Source organism: Parabacteroides sp. AM58-2XD (assembly GCF_003463685.1).
GTDB classification, from domain to species: Bacteria; Bacteroidota; Bacteroidia; order Bacteroidales; family Tannerellaceae; genus Parabacteroides; species Parabacteroides segnis.
Genome location: NZ_QSDP01000108.1, coordinates 1 through 22,042, shown reverse-complemented (window position 1 = coordinate 22,042; position 22,042 = coordinate 1). Strand labels below are relative to the sequence as shown.

Sequence of the window (22,042 nt, the reverse complement as noted above, 5' to 3'; positions counted from 1 at the left end):
ATACACTCAAATCATAAGAATAAATATAATCAGAAGTATATTCTCTACCATACAATATATTATTTTTTTCATCTAAGAATATCTGATTTACATAGTTTTCCAAATCTATCTTATTCACTAAAACTCCAGCCCAATTAAATACATAAACGATACAAGACCGTTTTTTATCACTATCATCTTTTATTTTACGCCCCCAATATAAAGCATATATAAACTCATCGTCAACAGCCACCCCCGTAAAGCAATAATTTACTTTCTCTATATTCTTTCTAAAAACAGAAAAATTGACGGAAGAATTCAATCTAAAGCCATTAACTTCTCCGGACTGCAAATCCAAAATATTTATTTGAGGCATAAACATCATTACCTGAACCATTTTTGAACAGTCAGGTTTTATACAATAAAAAGATTCCAGAAAGCGTTCCGGAGGTAATATATTATATGAAGAATGGACATTCAAGCCATTATTCTCTGGATATTTATGAAAGATATCATACAATTTCACTTGCTTATTAGTTTCAATCGTCCTTTTTTCATACAGTGGCAAAGAAACCAATTCTTGATCAAGTGTAAGAGGAACAGTCGGAGTTATTGCCAAAATCGTATCCGTATTCAATCTAAATAACTTATTATAAACCGTTACATGCTTGTCGACATCCCAATCATAAGAGACTATCCGGTCAAAAACAGTCGTATGCTTTGCTAGAGATTTTGATATATTCCATTCCACCAATTTCTTTTCATTTGCCCCATACAATAGCGTTTTCAATTCTCCATTTTCTTTATAAAAATGTGATATGGTAGTAAACGCTACTATCTCATTAGGACCAACTCCTTTACCACAAAATTCACCAATTAAAGATAAATCTTTTAGATTATATATCTCATAGGAACTTGTAGCTGTACGATTCAATGGATAATAAATCAATAAAGAATCATATACAAAAACAGGTCCATTATAAACACCTTCTATCGCGAAACTTTGCGATCGTACATTCTTTACAGACACAGAATCTTCTATCACATTGATATTTCCTATAAAATAGTCATTGTCTACATAATTTAAATCACAACTAACTAATAAAAATAAAAAGACATAGAATAATAGCTTTCCCATAACTGCTTTATTTATCAAAATATAAACAATAAATCAAATAAGAAATTCTTATTTGGATTTATTGTCTCACAAAAAACAAAATTTCATTTTGTACATTTATCTGACTTATTATTCACGGAATACTCCTGATTCTTTGGGCAAGGATATATTCGATCATCAGTTGTTCTTGAATCACAAACATACCTGAAACGAAAATCGCCAGAAGTATCACCTTGACGATAACAAGTCCCAACTGCCGTTCCATCCTCTCCTTGTGATAATGCCTCTAAGTTAGCAAAAGCAATATTAAAAACAGCTTGTTCTGCATTCATTTTTTCTCTTATAAAAAAGAAAGAAGAACACAGTAAGAAGAATCCCAAAACAAATAAAAATTTCACTTTCATATTCCCGTAGCTTTGTTGATTTTTACAAAGGAAAAAAATTTCACTTTTGCAACAACTAAAAAATCAAATTTTAACCCACGAGTAACACCAATTAACACACTCGTATTTTCTGCAACAATGCTAATAGTTCTGACACTACTATGCTAGCAAGATGCCATAGTAGTACTGGTTTCATGCGAAACAATAAAGGCAGCTGAGAAACCTATTTCTGGAGAAAATTTGTACCGGAAGGCGAATGGAACGGACAAATTACCGACCGTGCCCGTGCCGGAATCGCCTTGCTGAACAACGGTCCTTCTTATCTGGTCGCCAATACAAAGGATGAAGTATTCCAGCGTATTTTCCGTGAGAGAGTATTCGAACTGGTAATAATCTATTTCTTACAAGTAACCTTTACAGCTGACATTTGTAGCTGTAAAGGTTACTTCGTTTTATCTATAATCGGAACAATTAATATTCCCAACCCGGTGTTGGTGTCAAATTCGGATTAAGCTCTGTTTCACTTTTGGGAACAGGCCAAGTATACCACTGGTCGCCAATCCAATCATAAACAGTACCTCCAGTACTCTCTTCTCCACCCCACGCATGTTGGGCAACCTTTTCACTAAATTTTGTTTCTTTCAACGTACGCCAACGCATTTCATCAAAAAAGTTTATACCCTCATTCACAAACTCACGACGGCGTTCGTCACGCACATAGTTACGTGCAGTTGTCTGGTCGGCGAAGCTGGAAGCCATAGTCGGTATACCGGCGCGGTCGCGAACTTCTTTCACCTTGGCCATAGCGCCAGAGAGATCATTCTTTTCAACAAGTGCTTCAGCCCACATCAACAATACATCTGCATAGCGGATAATAGGTTCGTCTACCGGATTCTGCTCACGGCGCAGGTATTCCAAACCTTCACCAATAAATTTACGATGAATATATTTAAATTCGGCCTGTGCATTCATAAACCCGGAAGCATAATAATCATCTGGTAGTTCAGGATTGGCATTCGGTTCGGCATTTGCCTGATCTGCATAATATTTACCAGCAACAGGCCAACGGAACGTGTACCACGCTTCTGCCGTAGAATTACTATTTACCCCCAAATAATCGGCATAAGGTGTCACAACATTGTAAGCCAAGCGCGGGTCACGATTGGCATATGCTGTTTTTAAACGAGCTTCATTACCTTCCGGCAAATAAATAGCCTGAATTTCTGCGGGCAATTTGGCCAGTTCCGTATCAACTGCCTTCGTAACCGTAGAATGGATTTCCTTTCCATTCACGAACTTATCGCGAATGAAGAATACTTTGCGATATTTCGTGTGTCCTTCGGCTGTCTCCATGTCAGTCACTTTCTTCCAATCAGACAAATAGTCCTCCCAAGCAAACTTTTTAACAGTCTGACCATTCACCTCTTCATAAAGGTTTACCAACGCAGGAGTCACCTGCAAGTCACCCCAACAGCCACGGCTATCTTTAGCTCCCTGGGTAAATGCTGCACAATACTTCTGTATTCCCGTACCATAACCCGTAGGATCTTCTATATACTGCACAGCCAGAATAATCTCTTCACAACGCTCGTTAGCCACTTTGAACAACTGCCTATAGTCAGGAAACAACTTGTAACCGCATTCACTAACTTTAGCAAAATCTGCTGCTGCTTTATCATACTCCTTTGTCAACAAATATGCTTTACCACGCAATGCGTAAGCAGCCCCTTTACTTACTCGTCCTTCTCCTTGGATTTGATTGTCAGGCAAGTTCGGTTCAGCTATAGCATCACTTAAATCCTTGATAACTTGATTCCATACTTCCTGCTCCGAACTTTGAGTCTTATCACATTCAGACGGGTTTACTGGTTCCAAATACAAAGGTACCCCTAATCCGCCATTACCGAAAAGAATGTTCAAACGATCGTAGAAAAAAGCACGAAGCACTTTACACTCAGCAATCAAACGAGCTTTTTTAGCGTCATTAATAGGAGCATTTTCAATACCAGCTATAGCGGCATTAGCCCGATGCACACCGTCATACATCCATTGCCATGTTTTTAAGAAAAAACCGTTACTTGGATTTACCGATTTAGTAAACAGGTTCTGCATGCCATACTCACCTTGTCCAGTCATACCAAACGCATCATACCCATAATAACCAATCATGGCACTAGATCCAATAACTCCACTTCCATGGAAAGGCCTCTGCAAAGAGTAATACACGCCAATAACGCCCTGGTCAACACTTTCTTCAGTAGTCCACATAGTACCACTGGAAAGCTTATCGTTGGGTGCCGTATCCAAAATATCCGTACAGGATGTTGCGACTCCAAAAACAGCCGCTAATGTTAATAAATTAAATATCTTCTTCATCTTTTATGTGCTTTTAATTAAAAGGTTACAGATAGACCACCTGAGAACATACGGGCAATCGGGTATACAGCCAGCGAGCTACCCAATTCAGGGTCTACACCTGGGAATCTATCAGATTTGAAAGTCAACAAATTCTCTCCGGATACAAATACCCTCAAATTATTGATCTTTGCAGGTGCAACCCACTTCTTAGGCAATGTATATCCGATTTGCAATGATTTCAGCTTAACGAACGACGTATTATACAAATAGAAAGTATTTGAAGGAGTTGTGCCACCCGAAGTAAGCAGACGCGGATACTCATTATAGATACGAGCATTCGGGTCAGCAGCCGGATCGTAAGAAGAACCGACGATAACACCCTGTTCATTTTTAATTATACCAGCATGTGAGGCTTCCGAATCATAGAAATAATATCTGTCCCACGCATCGCCGGGCAAAGCATCACCGGTATTAGTAATCATAGATCCATTTGCTCCTTTTGAATTAATATAGTGATAACCACCAAAGCGTCCAGACCAGATCATATTCAAATCGAAACCACGCCAAGAGGCATTGATATTAAAGCCCAAAGTAACCTTCGGAGTCGAGCTCTTACCGGTAAATTCACGATCATCATCATTTCCATATTTACCATCACCATTCAAGTCGGCCATGATCAAGTCGCCATACCATAAATTGGAACCATTCGAATTAATCTGCTTCAAATTATTATTGAAAGTATATCCGGCAGCCAACATCGCAGCCACCCAATCCAAATCTGCCTTTGTACGAATCATACCGTCACGAGGCCCCCCATTCGGATTAACACTACCGTCAGCCAACTTATAAGAACCGTCACCAGAATAGGGACGACGCAAGAAAAATTCATCTATCATATGTCCTTCTACACGACGCGTATCGCCTCCCGTAGAAACATCGGCTAAATTAGTATAACGCATTGTCGGATTACCCCAAATATCCTTAACTTCTTCATCCAACTCATATCGCAATTCACCTTTAAAATCGGTTACTTTATTCTTATTGAAAGCCAAGTTGACCCCTACGCCATAACGAAAATCTTTAATCTGATCGTTCCAGCCCAAGTTCAGTTCAAGCCCCCGGTTAGACAAACTAGCCGTGTTTGACATCGGTGCACTGATACTACCCATTGTCTTATACATAATGGAATTGGTCAGAATATCCGAAGTCTTTCTCAAATAAAAATCAGCTTCCAAACTCAAACGCTGATTAAGGAAAGAAGCATCCAAACCGATATTATAAGTAGTCACTTTTTCCCAAGAAAGTGCCAAGTTTTGGATAGAAGATTGTATCAAACCGTTTTGTACTCTTTCATCAAATACATTGTTCACTTTCTGATACAAAGCTTGCCAGTCATAATTACCCCCAACGGTGTTACCCAACGAACCATAAGAAGCACGAATTTTCAAGTTGTTAACCGCATTTCTGACAGGTTCGAAGAAAGATTCTTCACTGATACGCCAAGCCGCCGATCCAGAAGGGAAAAAGCTGCTACGATGCCCAGGAGCAAATTTAGAAGATGCATCCGAACGGAAACTGAACTCAAATAAATAACGGTTATCATAAGCATAGTTTGCACGTCCGAAATAAGACAATATAGCATTCACCGACTTGGCACTACCACCAATGGATTGCATTTCCGCACCAGAAGTGATATCGGTAATGCTCCAATCTATCAAACCTTTTTTGGTAGCACTAAACCCTGTGGTTTCACCACGATACTGTTCATAACCGAACAAACCGGCCACATCGTGCTTCCCGAATGTATTGTTATAGCGTAACATCAAGTCGGCCGTATAACTGGTCGATTCATACGAATACCGATAAGTCGTAGCCTGATCCAGAACACCTATCCCCTCTTTCGGCGTTTCAAAACTTTCACGGAAACTATAACGAGGCAAGTTTTGAGAATAATGTTCGTCTTGGCGACTGTACTGACTCCAGTTGAATTTAGCTTCAGCTACCAAACCTTTCAAAGGCAGCTCAACATTGGTATACCATGTCGTATTGAGGCGCGTATATGTATTCTGTCCTCCATTGGCTGCCACCTGTCGCAAAATATTATCCTTCTGGGTTACTTCCGGATGTTCGCTACATCCATACTTGCCATCATAAATAGGAGTCTGTCCCGGCCATGCCTGAAGCAAATAGGTCATAGACGTGCTTCCCGGATCCTTGAACTCTTTGGTTCCATAGGTTTGTGTTCCGAAAGTAATGATATCTGCTATTTTGGTTTCTATATTGGCACGGATATTAAAACGTTCCATGCTTGTATTGTCCAATGTACCCGGATTATTCTGATAACCCAGCGAAAGCAAATAAGTGGTATTCTTGCTACCTCCCGACACATTGACACCGTATTTTTGATAAAAGGCGGGTTCAAACAAAATTTGCGCCCAGTCTGTATTCGGGTATGCCAACCAGTTTGGAATCTGCTGCCCTGTAACAGGATTCGTATAGATTCCGTTCGGGTTCAAATCCGCCTGACGCCATTCTTCGATACTTTCATAACTATAGTCCGGTGTATTGGCCATCGGGTTGGCATTCAGCTTAGCAATATTGTGTAACTCCATAAAATCAGCCGTACTCGACATTAATTTGAAATCAGTAATCGGCTTTTCCTGTGCAAACAAAGCATTAAATGTCACCTTTGGACTTTCATCTTTTTTTCCCCTTTTGGTTGTCACTAAAATAACACCATTGGCAGCCCGCGAACCATAAATAGCAGCTGCACTAGCATCTTTCAAAATAGAAATACTCTCGACATCATCCGTATTCAGCGGAGCCATATCAGCAGCAACACCATCAACCAATACCAACGGGCTACTATTATTAAATGAGCCCTGACCGCGTACCTGAATACCGATACTTTCCTCACCTGGATTACCACTTCCCTGAGTGACACGCACACCCGGAGCTGCACCAATCAAAGCCTGTCCAAGGTTCATCACCGGACGGTTGGCAATCTTTTCCGAATTAACAGAAGCAACCGAACCTGTCAGATTCACCTTCTTTTGAACACCATAACCCACCACTACTACTTCATCCAAAGCTTGTGCGTCTTCTTTCAACTTAATAGTAAATGATGTTTGATTTCCTACAGGAATCTGTTGTTCCGTATAGCCGATAAAAGTAACGACCAAAACTGCATTAGGAGAAACATCCAAATTAAAATTACCATCCATGTCGGTAATCGTTCCGTTTGTTGTACCTTTTTCAACAATGTTAGCACCAACAATCGGCCCCAGAGCGTCCTCAACTGTCCCTGTTACTTTTTTCTTCGCTTGTTGTGGAGAAGCAACAAGCGCATCGGAAGCTGGAATCTCAGTTGTTGGATTGGCTGATACCAGACCAACTGATGTCAAGAGCATTGTGCTCCTATAAACATCTGCCTTGATAAATAAATACAGTTAAAATCCTTTGTCATAATAACACCAGATTTAGTTTATGAATAAATTATGTTTGCGCACACCTTGTCACAATGACTCGTTGTGCTAAATTTTTAGTTTGGTTCGTTTAGTATAAAAAGGAATTAGTTCTATATGAACTCTGTCCCTTAAAAGAATAAAACGAAACAAATGCAAAAATAATGTATCGTGTAATATATTAACATACATTTTTGTCTAATATAGGTGCATTTATTGTCCAGTATAATAGAATTAACATAAGTATAATATTCTACATATCAGTTTTTTATTAATAATATTACAGGGCAACCGCACCAAATTGTTTGAAAAGGGGATAGCAAAGACTTTTGGAGATCCGAAAAGCCCTCGTTTTTTTGAAAAATCTATCTTCCAATAGAGTTTTATAAATTTACTTTCACCTTTCACCGTCTATAACATATTATAAAGCAGGTAATTGCAGTGAAGGAAGAGTGAGGGGTGAAAAAACGGAGATGTTTGTTGCAAGCATCATACCATTTTAGGAGGGATGAGTTTCTTGCTGTCTAGGCAAGGATATATTGCACGATTACGAAAGAAAGGAGTGGGAAACAGGCATTTCCCCACTTTCCCCATACCTATGGGGATTTTTCCCCACAAGCATGGGGAATATGCCCCACTAATATGGGGAAAAATCCCTGCTATGGTGGGGAAATCCTTTCCCCCTTACCAAGCATGTCGTTCTACATATTGGTCGAAGACCGGTTCGGTGTCGATTTCGTGTCGCGTAAAGAATGGTAATTTGTTATGGACATGAAAATAGCTGGGAAAAGAAAGGATTCACAACAAGAGGTTATAATACAGTGTATTATGTGTGTGAAGGATAAAGCATGAAAATCATGGAGGGGGGGGATTGTTCCCGTCGCGGACTTTCTCATTGCTTTAAACAACCTTTTCAATCATGTAAAACGGTGTTTTGTGCCAACACAAATGGTACTTATCAGAAAAAGAATAGTTCCCGACCCATTTTCTTTCGGGTGAGAACTGTTTTTTGGTGCGGTTGCCCTGATAATATTATAGTTTTGTCATCAAACTTTATTTCATTCAAAACGAGTAGAAACTGGATGTAAAGAAGCTATATTCTGCCATGTGAATTACCATTTTTCTATTAATACTATTCAATAATGTTTTTAGTTTGTTTTTTTATACTCAAGGTATGCTAGTCTTGAGAAGTAATTAGTTTATGAGTTTGAGTTATAGATGTTTACCTGTTTTTGAAAAATCGGGTTGTATGGAAAGTAGTGCCAATTAGTTAAAGAATATTATGACAGAGTTCATATAGAACTATTTTCAAAAATAAAAAGGGAGAAAGCATTAACCAATAACCCCCTATCCCACAAAGACTTTCCTACTAAATAGCTCCCAGTAACCTTTATTAAATTACCATTCTTTTTGCAAGAACTACAATTCAGTAGAAAAAAACATCGTATTCTGACTTGTCTACAATAAATAACCCATTAATTAAGTTTCATCTCTGAACTCCGCTGATATGGCAAATACACTTTTATCAAGCAATAAATGTAACCAAACAACACTTTTATCAAGCAATAAATGTAACCAGACAACATTTTTATCAATATTTAGGTATAAAACATTGGTATATTCTCTTTAAATATATACTTTCGTCTATTCGTAATAATCCTAAATATGGAAAGAGATAAAATAAATGAGTTAATAGCCTGGAAAAACAATCCTGCCAGAAAGCCTTTAATAGTAAGAGGTGCCAGGCAAGTAGGAAAAACCTGGTTGTTAAAAGAATTCGGAAATCGATATTATGACAAATTAATCTATATCAATTTTGAAGAAGCAACTCAATTGCAGGCTCTTTTTCAAAACGATTTTGATATAGAAAGAATTATACGAACATTGCAAATATATAGCCAAACTCAAATCATCTCCGAAAATACATTAATCATCTTTGATGAAATTCAGAGTATAGAAAGAGGACTAACAGCTTTAAAATATTTTTGTGAAAACGCTCCTCAATATCAAATAATCGCAGCAGGTTCATTATTAGGTATGGGACTGCACTCCAATCACTCTTTTCCTGTCGGCAAAGTAAATTTCATGGATTTGAGACCTCTGTCCTTTTTTGAATTTCTGAAAGCTAACGGAGAATCTCTTTTAATTGAATCCATCTTAAAATCAGAATGGGATACTGTCACTATATTCCATGAAAAGCTAATAGAATACCTACGTATCTATTTATATGTAGGAGGAATGCCGGAAGTCGTCAATACCTATATACAAACTAAAGACATATCATCTGTACGAAAAGTGCAACGGGATATTCTAAACTCATACGAAGCAGACTTTTCGAAACATGCTCCGTATGAGATTATTCCTAGAATTCAAATGGTTTGGCAAAGTATCCCCTCGCAATTAAGTAAAGAAAATAAGAAATTCATTTACGGAATGATACGAGAGGGAGCCAGGGCTAAAGATTTTGAATTAGCTATCCAATGGCTTGTGGATTATGGATTACTTTTAAAAACACATCGCGTCAGCAAACCGGATATGCCTCTAATTGCCTATCAGGATCTAGCCGTATTCAAACTCTTTTTATTAGATGTAGGCTTACTTTCAGCGATGTCACAATTAGATATCCGCACAGTCATCGAAGGAAACAGGATATTTACAGAATTCAAAGGAGCACAAACAGAACAATATGTAATGCAAGAACTACGTGTTGCAGAAGACATTTATATCGGTTACTGGACAAATGAGCGCAGTACAGCAGAAGTAGACTTCATCGTTCAACAGCAAGGATTAATCTTTCCTATTGAAGTAAAAGCAGAAACAAATATTAAAGCAAAGAGTTTTCGACTTTTCTGCGAAAAATATCAACCTTCAAAAGCTTATAGAACATCACTCAAAACATTTCACACCGAATCATGGATGGAGAATTTGCCATTATATGCAATTGGTACTGTCAGGAAATAATACAAAAAGGGATAAGGCATTAATCACTAACACCTTATCCCATAAAGACTTTCCTACTAAATAACTTCCAATAACCTTTATTAAATTACCATTCTTTTTGCAAGAACTACAATTCAGTAGAAAAAACCATCTATTATGTTTACTTACAAGTCCAGTTTACTGTATCAGTTATGTTGTTTTTCTTCTGTATGCCACGCACTTCAATTGTATTTTCCCCGTCTTTCAGGTTTACACCATTCCAAACAAAGGTGGCATAATTATCCGCTCCCTGTACACCGATACTTTTTCCGTTTACGAACAATTCAACCTGGGGAAGATTAGAAAATACCATTATATCGGTCACTTTCGTATCACGGTCACGATGGCGGCGGTTAGCGATATAAACAAATTTGTCATCCTTATTCCAATTCGCCTTATAATAATAGAAAGCATCCTTCTTCACTTTACGGTCGAAAGTAACCAGACCTTTATCATTGATTCCCGGACGATCGCCTTCCGTACGGTGAGCGGCACCAAAGTCAAACAGGTTCCAGATAAACGATCCCCACACAAACGGACGTTCAGCAATAGCCTCCCAATTACCCATATGATAGAAAGTCTGGAAGTTTTCCGGATGCCACCAGCCTGAAGCAACACCTGGTTTAATAGAGTCCTGCTGATGATAGATACTTGCCCCGGCACCATATTCACTGATACCGATCTTATAATCCGGATGCGCCTTATGATTAGCGTCCAGCCATTTTCCCATATCCGAAGGAGAACCACCATACCAGCCGAAATACTGGTTCCAGGCAATCACATCGGTTATTTTACTGATATCGCTATCGTACGACAGGAAGCTGGCAGCCGTTGTCGGACGCGTCGGATCTTCCTGATGAGCCAATTCATTCAACTCTTTGATATATTCAATCGGATTATCACCATGTGTTTTCAGTTCGTTGAACAATCCCCAAAAACAAATGGATGGGTGATTGTAGTGCTGGCGAATCAATTCTTTCAACTGTTCTTTACCATTTTCGCGGAAAGAAGGCAGGTCGTTGAATCCCCTGTCCTGATAACCACCCGGACCAATGAAAGGAATTTCCGCCCAGGCAACGATACCATATCTATCCATCAGATCATAAAAATAAGTAGCCTGCGGATAATGAGCCAGACGGATCGCATTCGTTCCCATCTCGGCAATAATGGCAGCATCTTCTTCATGGTGCTCTTTATACAATGCATTTCCACGTTCGGCACGGTCCTGATGGCGGCACACACCATGCAGTTTCAGATGTTCCCCGTTCAGGAAGAAACCTTTTTCCGCATCCACATGATAAAAGCGCAAGCCCAGCGGCTGAGTTATCTTATCTATTTCCTGTCCGTCAGCCAGCAATGTCACTTCCGTACGATACATAAACGGATCTTTCCGCCCATTCCACAAATGAGGATTTTTAATGGAAAATTCCAGTCCTGCGGTATGTATCTGATTTGCATCCACAGTCAGATTTATATCCTGCTGCTGCACAATCTTGTTTCCATCCCAGATTTTCACATTCACCTGTACCGGTTTTGCCGTGGACGAACCATTTGATACCAACACTTTAGCTTTCACATCCGCCTGTTCTTTCGTCACATTATTTTGTATCAGATAAACTCCGGGAGAAGCATAATCGGTCAGTGAAATATTTACCGGATCGGTAATGATCAGGTTTACATCACGATAAATGCCGCCATAGAAATTGAAATCACCGACCAACGGCATTATATCCAGTTGCAAGGCATTATTCACCTTTACCAATATTTTATTCTCGGCACCATACTGCACCTTATCTGTTATTTCAAAAACAAACGCACCGTAGCCACCCCGATGTTCACCCAGGCAAACTGAATTAACAAAAACCGTCGCGATTGTATTAACGCCTTCAAAACGCAGGAATAAACGCTTTCCTTTCCACTCGGGTTTCACGAAAAGTGTTTTTTCATAGTTACCCATTCCACGATAATAATCCTGTTTACCGGATAAGGCGTCACCGCTATTCCATGTATGAGGCAGATTGACTCTTTGTTCACTCTTCTTCTGCACCTGATGCGAGAAACGGAACATCCAGTCGTTATTCAAAAGTATCTCCTTACGGGATGCATAAGTAAATGTGCTGCAAAGTACCAGCAACAAACCAATAATAATGTGTTTCATGTTCTTTATTTCTGATTCCGGTAACAAAGATAAAACGATCCTTTCAATAGGAAAGACACTTTTTGTCTAAGAAAAGGTACTTTTTTGTCCAAATATACCTTTTTATGAATAGCGGACAGTAAAAAATTCATTAGCTTTACATCGAATCTTCATACCGTTCTTCATTACTCATCTATAGTATGTTAGAAGATTTTTCACCCTATCTATTTAGCGGCCGATAATTGTAAGCCGCTTGGTCGATAATTATGAGCCAATCGGCCGATAATTATGAACCGTTCGGTTGATGGTTATCAACCATTGGTTAGTTGCCGTAGTAATTTGAATTAGTAAGGCTAGTAAATGAATACAGATCGTATAGGAACCAAAAAAGCCCGGACAAAAATCCGGGCCTTTCAGATATTATAATTAAAAATTACATTGACTGCTCTCCGCCGCCCTGATTATTTTCACCACCGCCTTTTGAGTCATCATTGCTGATACCACGGCGTACTTTCTTGATTTGTCCTTTCATTGTTCCGAAACGGTAAGAGATGCTGAAACGGAACTCACGGGCACTACGCCAGTTGGTTGAAACATTTCGGAAACCTTCACCGGTAGTAGTCATCTCCATCTTCATCGTCTTCCAGAACGGATTGTTTGCTCCCACAGAAACAGACAACTTCTTTTTCAAGAAATCCTTACTAACATTCAGACCTGCAAAATAGAAAGGTGACTGCTTACCTTGTAACATGATCCACGGACTGAAATAACCACCATTCAAATTAATACGGAAGTCTTTGGGTAGCGTAAACTGCGTACCGGCAAATACACGTCCGCTAATACCATCCTTCTCCAAACCCAAAGTAGGAGCTTTCATATCCGTATAATCCAGGCCTCCGTTCATATAAATACGAAACCAGGTATTCGGAGACCAGTTACCATACAGGAACATGCCCACCTGTTGCTTCTTACCTATATTATCATAAGTATTCCACATAGCACCATTATATTGCGAACGAGGATCGTTTACCGGAAAATCAGCAGTAAAAGAATAACGCTCAATCGGGTTATTTACAAATGTATAACTCAAACTGGCATTGATACTGAACTTTTGAGTAAACTTACTGAAATTCAGGTTCACATTATTACTCTTTTCCGAATCCAGATTTGGATTACCCTGAGAAATATTTTGAGGGTCCACATCGTTGATGTACGGATTCAAATACCAAATACCCGGTCGTTGAATACGCATATTGTAACCCAAACGAATTTGAGTAGACATGTCTATCTGATAAGTTAAAGTAGCATTCGGTACCACATCAAAATAATCAGTACTGAAATCCATATCCGGTTTGCGTGCAAACTCAGCCTTTAAGCTTGTTCCTTCACCACGTACACCAGCCTTAATTCCAAACTTGTTCAAACGTATCACATAACCCAAGTAGGCTGAATAAATATGTTGCGTATGGCGAAACTGACTGTTGTCGCGTGAATGATCCTCCCAAATTTTTGTCGAATCATTATAAATCTGTTCCAACGTATTACTTTTATTCTGGCGATTGATATATTTTACACCAGCTTCTAATGTCTGCTTATTAAAAAGTGGAGTAGTATAATCAACCTGTCCAGTATGTTCTATTGTAGAAGCATCGTTAATATTCCATTTCGGATATTCATCAGACAAGTAGTAATTAACAACATCAGAGAGTTCAGTATTACTTTCACTATCGTTGGGTGATTGACTGAAACGATAAGAAACAGTCAATAACTCATCTTTTTTAAAAGTAGAATGCTGATAATCCACATTTACATCCGTAGAACCGAAAGTTCCTTCTGAAACACTGTTACGATGAAATTTATAAATCGGGGAAGAATTGAATTCGTCTCCAAGCGGGTTTAATACAGCATCCAACTCCGATAAGTTTTTAGATTTTCCACGGAACAAATTAGCGCCAACACTTATCAGATTCAATGTATCAATTTCATAACTTGCCTCCAGGTAACCGTATTGGAATGGTCCTTTATATTTGCTACGCCCGTCTTCTATTAATTTAGTCGGTCTACCCTCTGCCAAACGATCTTCTTCTGTTTCACGTTCACTATGTGAATTATTCCAGGGAGAATTACGGTTGTTATATCCATAGTTTGCTGTAAGTCCTAAATTTCCGACTTTTAACGAAACATAGCCACCACCGCCAAAACTACCTAATGTACTGGCATTCGCACGAACCGTTCCGGTATATCCCTGCATCGCATTTTTTGATGTGATAATATTGATAATACCTCCTACACCTTCTGCATCATATTTGGACCCCGGGTCTGTAATTACCTCAATATTTTTGATTGAACTTGCCGGCATACTCTTCAATACGTCTGATGCGTTTTCACCGCTCAACAGGTTAGAAGGTTTACCATTCATATAAATCTTGTAGTTTGAAGAACCCTTCAGCTGAATTTTATCTTCACCATCCACGGTTATCATCGGGACTTTACGGAACATTTCCAGTGCATTGTTGGTCTTTGCTTCCGGGTCATCATCCAGACTATAGGTAATTTTATCCACTTCCACCGTTACCAACGGTTTCTGGGCAACAACCGTTACTTCATTGATCTGCTGGGTGTCATCATTCATAAACAACTTGCCCAGATTCAGACTATTCTTACCTTCAGACAATGTAAAGCGTTTTACGGCAGGAAGCTTCCCCAAAGATTGCATGGACATGATGTATGTACCGGGTTGTTTTAATGTGGTGGTAAACTTTCCATCATCATCACAGGCCAGCAGTTTGATTGCTTTCTGGGGCGCATTTGCCAAAGCGATACTCAACGTGGCATAAGGAACTGTTTCATTAGACAGGGAATCAACTACCTGTCCCTTGATCGTGTAATCAGCGGCATTCTGGTTCTGCGCACACAAAGGCACAGTCATCATCAACACCAACACTAAGTAGAGCAGTTTTTCTTTCATCAAATTTAAAGAATTTAGAGGTTATCGATTGATTTATTATATTTATTACTTAAAAAATAGTGTAAACCCGATACAAATGTATAAGATTCTACGAAATCTTCGTATTTAGCAGGATTAAAGATTTGTAAAAGATGTATTTTGCTGTTCGATTAGATGAATTTGTTTTAAATTTGTAGGAATTACTATTAATAAATATAGATATGAGAAAGATTTCAATCATTTTAACCGCTTTATTATTCATTTCCGTTATGAATGCACAGGATCTTAAAGTCATTAAACTCAATGCCCCGGACAAGGCTCGCGGGACAGCTGTTATGAAAGCATTTTCCGACCGTCATTCCGATCGCGAATATGCTGCGAAAGAACTAAGCGCACAGGATCTTTCAGATTTGTTATGGGCTGCCAACGGCATTAACCGTACAGACGGAAAACGCACGGCTCCGTCGGCTTTGAACAAACAGGATATCGATGTGTATGTTATTATGAAAGATGGCGCTTATCTATATGATGCAAAAGCCATGCACTGAATCCGATAGCTAAAGGTGACCATCGTGCTGCCGTTGGAGGAGGACAGGATTTCGTTAAAGATGCTCCCGTCTGTCTCGTTCTGGTATCCGACCTCTCCCGTTTCGGTAAAGTCGGAGATCATACAAAACTGATGGCGGCAATGGATGCCGGTATCGTTTCACAAAATATAACTTATGTTGTGCTGGCATAGGATTGTCTACAGTACCTAGAGCAAGTATGGATCAGGCAACTTTGAAGAAAATCCTCAAACTGACAGACAACCAGGTATTGATGATGAATAATCCGGTTGGCTATCCGAAATAAATCAGACATTGTCAGATGTGAAACATTTTTCTACTTATACGCCAAAACCTTTTTTCACAAATGAATTGAAGATTATTATGTACATTTGCCGAAAATTTGACAAAATGCCTACAATTTTCATCGCTCTTTTTTGCGCTTACTTTGCAGGGAATATTTATATATTCATCAGAGGGGCACAGACGCTTGTGGCCCAGCCTTTCGGCGTAAAGGTGCTTCTGACAGTTCTATTCTGGAGTTGTGCACTTGCATTCGTAGTCAGTATGCTGGCAAGGAATGTAAAATATCCGGACGTGGTGGCACATACCATACACGAGGTGGGAACCGGCTGGCTGGTTTTTACTTTATATATGGTATTATTTCTGGTTGCGTTCGATATATTCAAACTTTTCAACGGGAGCTTTAAATATGGGTTTTACATCTCACTTCTACTGACACTCAGCCTGTTAAGTTACGGTTATTATCATTATCAACATCCGAAGACACAAGTTTTCAACATAGTTATCAACAAGGTAGTCAACAGTAATCAACAACCGATGAAAGTTGTTGCCATAAGCGACATCCACCTGGGTTACGGCACAAACAAGGCACAACTAAAGAAATATGTAAACATGATCAATGCCGAACAACCGGACCTGATCCTGATCGGAGGAGACTTGATAGACAACAGCGTAACGCCTCTTTATGCAGAGAATATGCAAGAAGAACTTTCGCAACTGAAAGCGCCGCAAGGCATTTATATGGTTCCGGGAAACCACGAATATATCAGCGGAATAAAGAAAAGCGTTGATTTTATCCAATCGACCCCGATCAAACTGTTACGCGACACAGTGGTTACACTCCCCAATGGGCTTCAGATAGCCGGACGTGACGACCGTCATAATCCGTCACGCTTATCCCTTCAGGCTTTATCGCAAAACATTGATCCGGATAAACCTGTTATTCTTTTGGATCATCAGCGTATGACCTGCAGGAAACGGAGAAAGCCGGCATAGACCTTCAATTCAGCGGACACACACATCGGGGACAAATCTGGCCGATGAGCCTGCTGACAGACCGCTTGTTCGAGCAAAGTTATGGATACAGACAATGGGGTAACAGCCATATCTACGTATCTTCCGGCTTATCACTCTGGGGACCTCCTTTCCGGATCGGGACGAGCAGCGAGATGGTGGTATTCAATATTGCATTCAAATAAGGCCCCGCAAGGCAAACTGGTATGAAAGTCTTTATTCAATCGATAGTAGCACAATTGTTACTGAATCCCTATATCTTTTGGAGGGGCTATCAGGCAATACCGGCTAAAAAAAGCTGGCGTATTCCTTATACATTATTCTTTATACTGGAACTGGCGATTTACTTCTTCGGATTTTTCTTCCGCAAGGAATTGCCGGATCATATAATGACCACGATCCAATATATCTGCAACACCTGGTATATTGCTTCCGTCTATATCACGCTTTCATTGCTGACGCTGGAAGTGCTCAGACTATCCGACCGTTTCTTCCATTGGTTTCCCCAATGGCTGACACAACATTGGAAACAGGCTAAGTTAACCCTGTTTTTTGTAATTATAGCCGGAGTATCTTGCCTGATGGTGAAAGCCTACCTGACCGTCGCCTACCCGATAGTCAAAGACGTATATGTCACTCTGCCCAAAGGGAGCAGCGACCGCGACAGCCTGACTGTGGTTATGATGAGCGATTTGCATATCGGTGAAGTGATCGGTAAACAGCTGGTTCAACGCTATGTCGCACTAAGTAACGCCCAACACCCGGATATGGTCGTATTGGTTGGCGACATTATGGATTACGAATCCCGTTTTGCCGAGATGGAACATATAGAAGATGATTTACAGCAACTAAAAGCACCGCTGGGTGTATACGTCGTAAACGGCAACCACGAATACCGTGCCAACCGTTTTGCCAAATATCGCTGGCTGGCAAAAACCGGAGCCGTACATCTGATTGACTCGGTCGTACAACCCGATTCAACCTTTTACCTGATCGGCAGAGACGATTATATCAATAAAAAACGGCAGGCTTTACATACGTTAATGGCGGACATCGATACCACCAAACCGATTATTGTTCTGGATCATCAACCTTGGTCATTTGCAGAAATGGCCATGAACGGCGTGGATCTGGGACTTCACGGACATACCCATAACGGGCAGTTATGGCCCTATCCCCTGTTAATGAAACTGATCTATGAATGTCCCTACGGTTATCATAAAAAAGGTCCAACCCAGTTTATGTATCTTCCGGCATAGGTATAGCCGGCCCTCCTTACCGGGTCGGAACTGTATCCGAATTGGTTGTTCTGCATATTAAATTCAAATAAAAGCCGGAAATCCTTTTCACAAAATAAAAAAGGGAATAAACAATTTTGTTTACTCCCTCAATATATCGGTCTTATAAATTCTATCCTACAGTCTGATCAAACGCATAGGCTATATTACCTCCTTTGGTCGAAGAATCGGCTTTTTCGTCAGCCGGTTTGGTTTCTCCTTCTTCCGGGGTGCTTAATGTCTTGCTATATAATTCAGGGTTGCTCAGAACTTCGATCGCTTTATCCAGTACTTCGTCATCTTTCAGGCTTTCAAGCAGTTCGCCTTTCTGGAAATAATAGCGTTTTACGATCTCCGAAGCCAGCAACTTTTTAATCTGATCCTTATAAAGGTCGAAATCCCGGTCCAGATTTGGAGTTAAGCGGGCCTCCAGTTCAGTGAAAATAGTTGAATCCCTATCTGTATAGCCTTCTAACTGGGCTACTTCTTTCAGGTTTTTCAAAATCTTTTCACTCTGACGGTCATAAGTGAAATTCTTTTCTTTCGCATAGTTTTTGAATGCTTCAAAATCCTCATCGGAAACAGTAAACTCTTCCACAGAAGGAATTGTCTTATGTTTCTGTGCCCAATCCGTAACAAAGTCCACCAGGACAAAATCGGTCACCAGATAATACATGATAGTCGGCATCTCTTCTTCCTCTATTTCAAACTCCGGACGTACACCGCCACCGTCACGGACAGGACGCCCTTTCGATGTATAGAATACAGATGTCAGGCTATCCGGAATAGCAGCCACACTGCCGTCCGCCTTCCTGTGGGAATAATCCATCTGCTGGATGCAACGGCCGCTGGGGATGTAATATTTACTCATTGTTACTTTCAGACGCCCTTCATAAGGAAGTTCACGGGTAGACTGTACCAAGCCTTTTCCATACGAACGCTGGCCTACCAATACGGCACGGTCCATATCCTGTAATGCGCCGGAAACAATTTCGGCTGCAGAGGCCGAATTGCCATTGATCAGGACTGCCATCGGCATTACTGTATCAATCGGTTCATTGGATGTACGGTAAGTACGGTCCCACTGACTGACTTTGCCTTTGGTAGATACTACCTCTTTCCCTTTCGGGACAAACATACCAACGATCTGAGTGGCACTTTCCAACAGACCACCTCCGTTATTCCGTAAATCCAGGATCAATGATTTTATCTGATGATTCTTCTTTAAATCTTCCAGGGCATTTTTCACTTCCTGTGCGCTCTTATCGGTAAACCCTTTCAGATAGATGTACCCGACACCATCGCCACGAACACCATAATAAGTAACCTGGTCTACCAGGATCTGCTTACGGACCAGTTCCACTTCGCGGGGTTTCTTTTCGTTCGGACGCTGTATCTTCAATACCATTTTTGTATTGGGCACTCCTTTCAGCAGTTCACTGACTTCACTGGATGTTTTATTGCTCGTATCGATTGTATCGATAGCCAGGATGCGGTCTCCGGCTTTCAACCCCGCCAAAGCAGCTGGCATACCTTCAAAAGGTTCAATGATATACACTCCTCCTTCTTTCCGCTCACGGATATAAGAACCGATACCGCCATATTCGCCGGTAGTCATTATTTTCAGTTCATCCATATCCTGTTCCGGATAATAGACAGTATAAGGGTCCAGACCACTCAACATGGCATTGATCCCTCTCCGGACTGTTTTTTCAACATCCACCGAATCCACATAGAACATTTCGACCTCTTTCACCAAAGCATTGAAAATGTCCAGGTTCTTACTTACTTCAAAGCGGTTATCTTTCTGAGCCTGTCCCGGCAAAATACTCCCAGCCAGGAGCAATAAGCAAAACAAACCTATCAATCTTTCTCGTCGTACCTTCTTAAACATAGAATATTTAGTTAATTAACGATGTAAATGTATACATAAAACCCTTTTCAGGATAATATCGCATCTACTTTTAACTTTATTTGTTCCCATTTGTCATCCGGAATCTGAGCCCCGATCACATCTATAATATATCCGGCCAGAAGCGAACCGATCCGGGCCGACTGTTCCAATGTAGCTCCCACAGATTGCCCATACAGGAACCCGGCAGCAAAATGATCGCCGGCTCCGGTTGTATCGACCGGCTTGCCTCCTTCTGCCGGAACGGCAATGACCTGTCCTTTACTTCCCACTAACGCACCTTCCTTACCCAGAGTAACCAAAGACACCTCTACCATTCCGGAAAGCACCTTTACCGCTTCCTCTGCTTTCAGACCGGTAAAAGCCTCTGCTTCACTTTCATTAGAGAAAAGAATATCGACATATTCAGGAATAATATCATCCAGCAATCCCTTAAATGCATTTACAATATTAAAATTAGAAAGGTCGAGAGCCACTTTCAATCCCAGTTTTTTTGCTTTTTGCATGGTAGTACGAACCAACTCTTCGTTTACCAGCAAATATCCTTCTATATATATACAGTTATACCGGCTAAGGATCTCCTCCTTTATTTCATCCGGCGTAATCGTTGGAGCCGGACCGAGGAATGTACCCATCGTACGTTCGCCGTCTTTTGAGATCAATACGGTACAACTGCCCGAAATACCCTCTGTCTTTATAAAATAAGGAGACACGTTCGCATCCTGCAACGCCTTTTCATAATATTCACCAACCGTATCCGTACCGATCTTTCCTATAAAACCGGTATTTGCTCCCAGGCAAGCCATTGCACGCATCGTATTACAAACAGAGCCACCCGGAGCCTGGCTTTTCTCCAACCGTTCCTGTGTTTTACGGATAGTGATCATCTGTTCCTGACCGATCATATCCATTGCCCCCTTCTTTATACCCACTTCTGCAAGCACATCATCACTATCTAACCGAAGTAAAACATCTACCAAAGCGTTTCCTAAGCCTATCGTATTCATTTTTTCAAATTTTTTCTGCAAAGATATTGCATATTTCAAAAAGAACCTCTACTTTTGCAGTGCAATTTCAGAAAGGCATACAACAAGCCGCTGAAAGATTGAAAATTCTTCCTTAGCTCAGTTGGTTAGAGCATCTGACTGTTAATCAGAGGGTCCTTGGTTCAAGTCCAAGAGGAAGAGCGGAAAAAAGAGATACTTCAGTGAGGTATCTCTTTTTTTATAAGTATCTCCTACCGGAATCGTTTATAACTAAGTCCGAAAACAACTTATTCTAAAGATAAAAACAATAGCTTCTAAACCCGAAAGCTATTGCTTTTGCAAAATACCATCCCGGTGACGTTCTATCATGACCGGGATGGCATTCCGATATCATCTTGGTGATACAGAATCAATCAAAGCATCTCAAAGTTAACGCAACAGGGAATGTTTCAGGTATAATCAGTTTTGAACTATTTTCTTTAATGGGGCAAAGCCCCATGCCGCAGGCTCTCTTTTGCCGTCAGTTTCAACTCAATGTCATCAATTTAAGAAAAAATACCCTTAAAACGAAAAAAGCCATTGGAAATATCAAAGAAAGAATTACTTTAAAGTTACCACACAACAAGTAATCCATGATCTAT

At 40.3% G+C, this 22,042-nt stretch carries 9 protein-coding genes, 1 tRNA gene and 3 pseudogenes; 5 read left to right on the top strand and 8 right to left on the bottom strand.

Going from position 1 to position 22,042, the window contains the following annotated elements; all coding sequences use genetic code 11:
• The 4 genes from DXA15_RS20505 to DXA15_RS20485 all read right to left on the bottom strand — a co-directional run.
• Positions 1–1,117 (bottom strand): BF3164 family lipoprotein (locus DXA15_RS20505; protein WP_128135265.1); only part of this gene is annotated, 1,117 nt, incomplete at its 3' end.
• Positions 1,118–1,200: 83 nt separating this feature from the next.
• Entirely contained in the window at positions 1,201–1,500 is a 300-nt protein-coding gene (locus tag DXA15_RS20500; RefSeq protein WP_128135264.1) for an NVEALA domain-containing protein, read from the bottom strand.
• Positions 1,501–1,950: 450 nt separating this feature from the next.
• A complete protein-coding gene (locus tag DXA15_RS20490; RefSeq protein ID WP_128135263.1) occupies positions 1,951–3,855 on the bottom strand; it encodes a RagB/SusD family nutrient uptake outer membrane protein in 1,905 nt (634 codons plus the stop codon).
• A gap of 17 nt (positions 3,856–3,872) precedes the next feature.
• Positions 3,873–7,247: a TonB-dependent receptor gene (locus DXA15_RS20485; protein WP_233567485.1), complete on the bottom strand. Its 3,375-nt coding sequence runs from the start codon at positions 7,245–7,247 to the stop codon at positions 3,873–3,875.
• A 1,719-nt stretch (positions 7,248–8,966) separates the two neighbouring features.
• Between DXA15_RS20485 and DXA15_RS20480 the strand changes: the two genes are divergently transcribed.
• Positions 8,967–10,262, top strand: a complete 1,296-nt coding sequence (locus DXA15_RS20480) for an ATP-binding protein (RefSeq protein ID WP_128135262.1) — start codon at positions 8,967–8,969, stop codon at positions 10,260–10,262.
• A 139-nt stretch (positions 10,263–10,401) separates the two neighbouring features.
• On the opposite strand, the gene DXA15_RS20475 is transcribed toward DXA15_RS20480, so the two are convergent.
• Positions 10,402–12,438 (bottom strand): glycoside hydrolase family 2 TIM barrel-domain containing protein, encoded by a 2,037-nt coding sequence (locus DXA15_RS20475; protein WP_128135261.1) that lies wholly within the window; start codon positions 12,436–12,438, stop codon positions 10,402–10,404.
• 412 nt (positions 12,439–12,850) lie between these two features.
• On the bottom strand, positions 12,851–15,385 hold the full coding sequence (locus tag DXA15_RS20470; protein ID WP_128135260.1) for an outer membrane beta-barrel family protein: 2,535 nt from the start codon (positions 15,383–15,385) through the stop codon (positions 12,851–12,853).
• Between the two features lie 200 nt (positions 15,386–15,585).
• Between DXA15_RS20470 and DXA15_RS20465 the strand changes: the two are divergent.
• The 3 pseudogenes from DXA15_RS20465 (at position 15,586) to DXA15_RS20455 (ending at position 18,556) form a co-directional block, all read left to right on the top strand.
• Positions 15,586–16,216 (top strand): annotated as a pseudogene (locus DXA15_RS20465) (SagB/ThcOx family dehydrogenase).
• Between the two features lie 104 nt (positions 16,217–16,320).
• A pseudogene (locus DXA15_RS20460) lies at positions 16,321–17,411 on the top strand (metallophosphoesterase).
• A gap of 21 nt (positions 17,412–17,432) precedes the next feature.
• A pseudogene (locus tag DXA15_RS20455) lies at positions 17,433–18,556 on the top strand (metallophosphoesterase).
• Between the two features lie 80 nt (positions 18,557–18,636).
• Here the strand turns inward: DXA15_RS20455 and DXA15_RS20450 are convergent.
• A complete protein-coding gene (locus DXA15_RS20450) occupies positions 18,637–20,397 on the bottom strand; it encodes a S41 family peptidase (protein ID WP_128135259.1) in 1,761 nt (586 codons plus the stop codon).
• A gap of 47 nt (positions 20,398–20,444) precedes the next feature.
• Positions 20,445–21,422, bottom strand: coding sequence for an adenosine kinase (locus DXA15_RS20445; RefSeq protein ID WP_128135258.1), 978 nt, complete (start codon positions 21,420–21,422; stop codon positions 20,445–20,447).
• Positions 21,423–21,528: 106 nt separating this feature from the next.
• Between DXA15_RS20445 and DXA15_RS20440 the strand changes: the two genes are divergently transcribed.
• Positions 21,529–21,602, top strand: a tRNA-Asn gene (locus tag DXA15_RS20440).
• Positions 21,603–22,042: the final 440 nt, after the last annotated feature.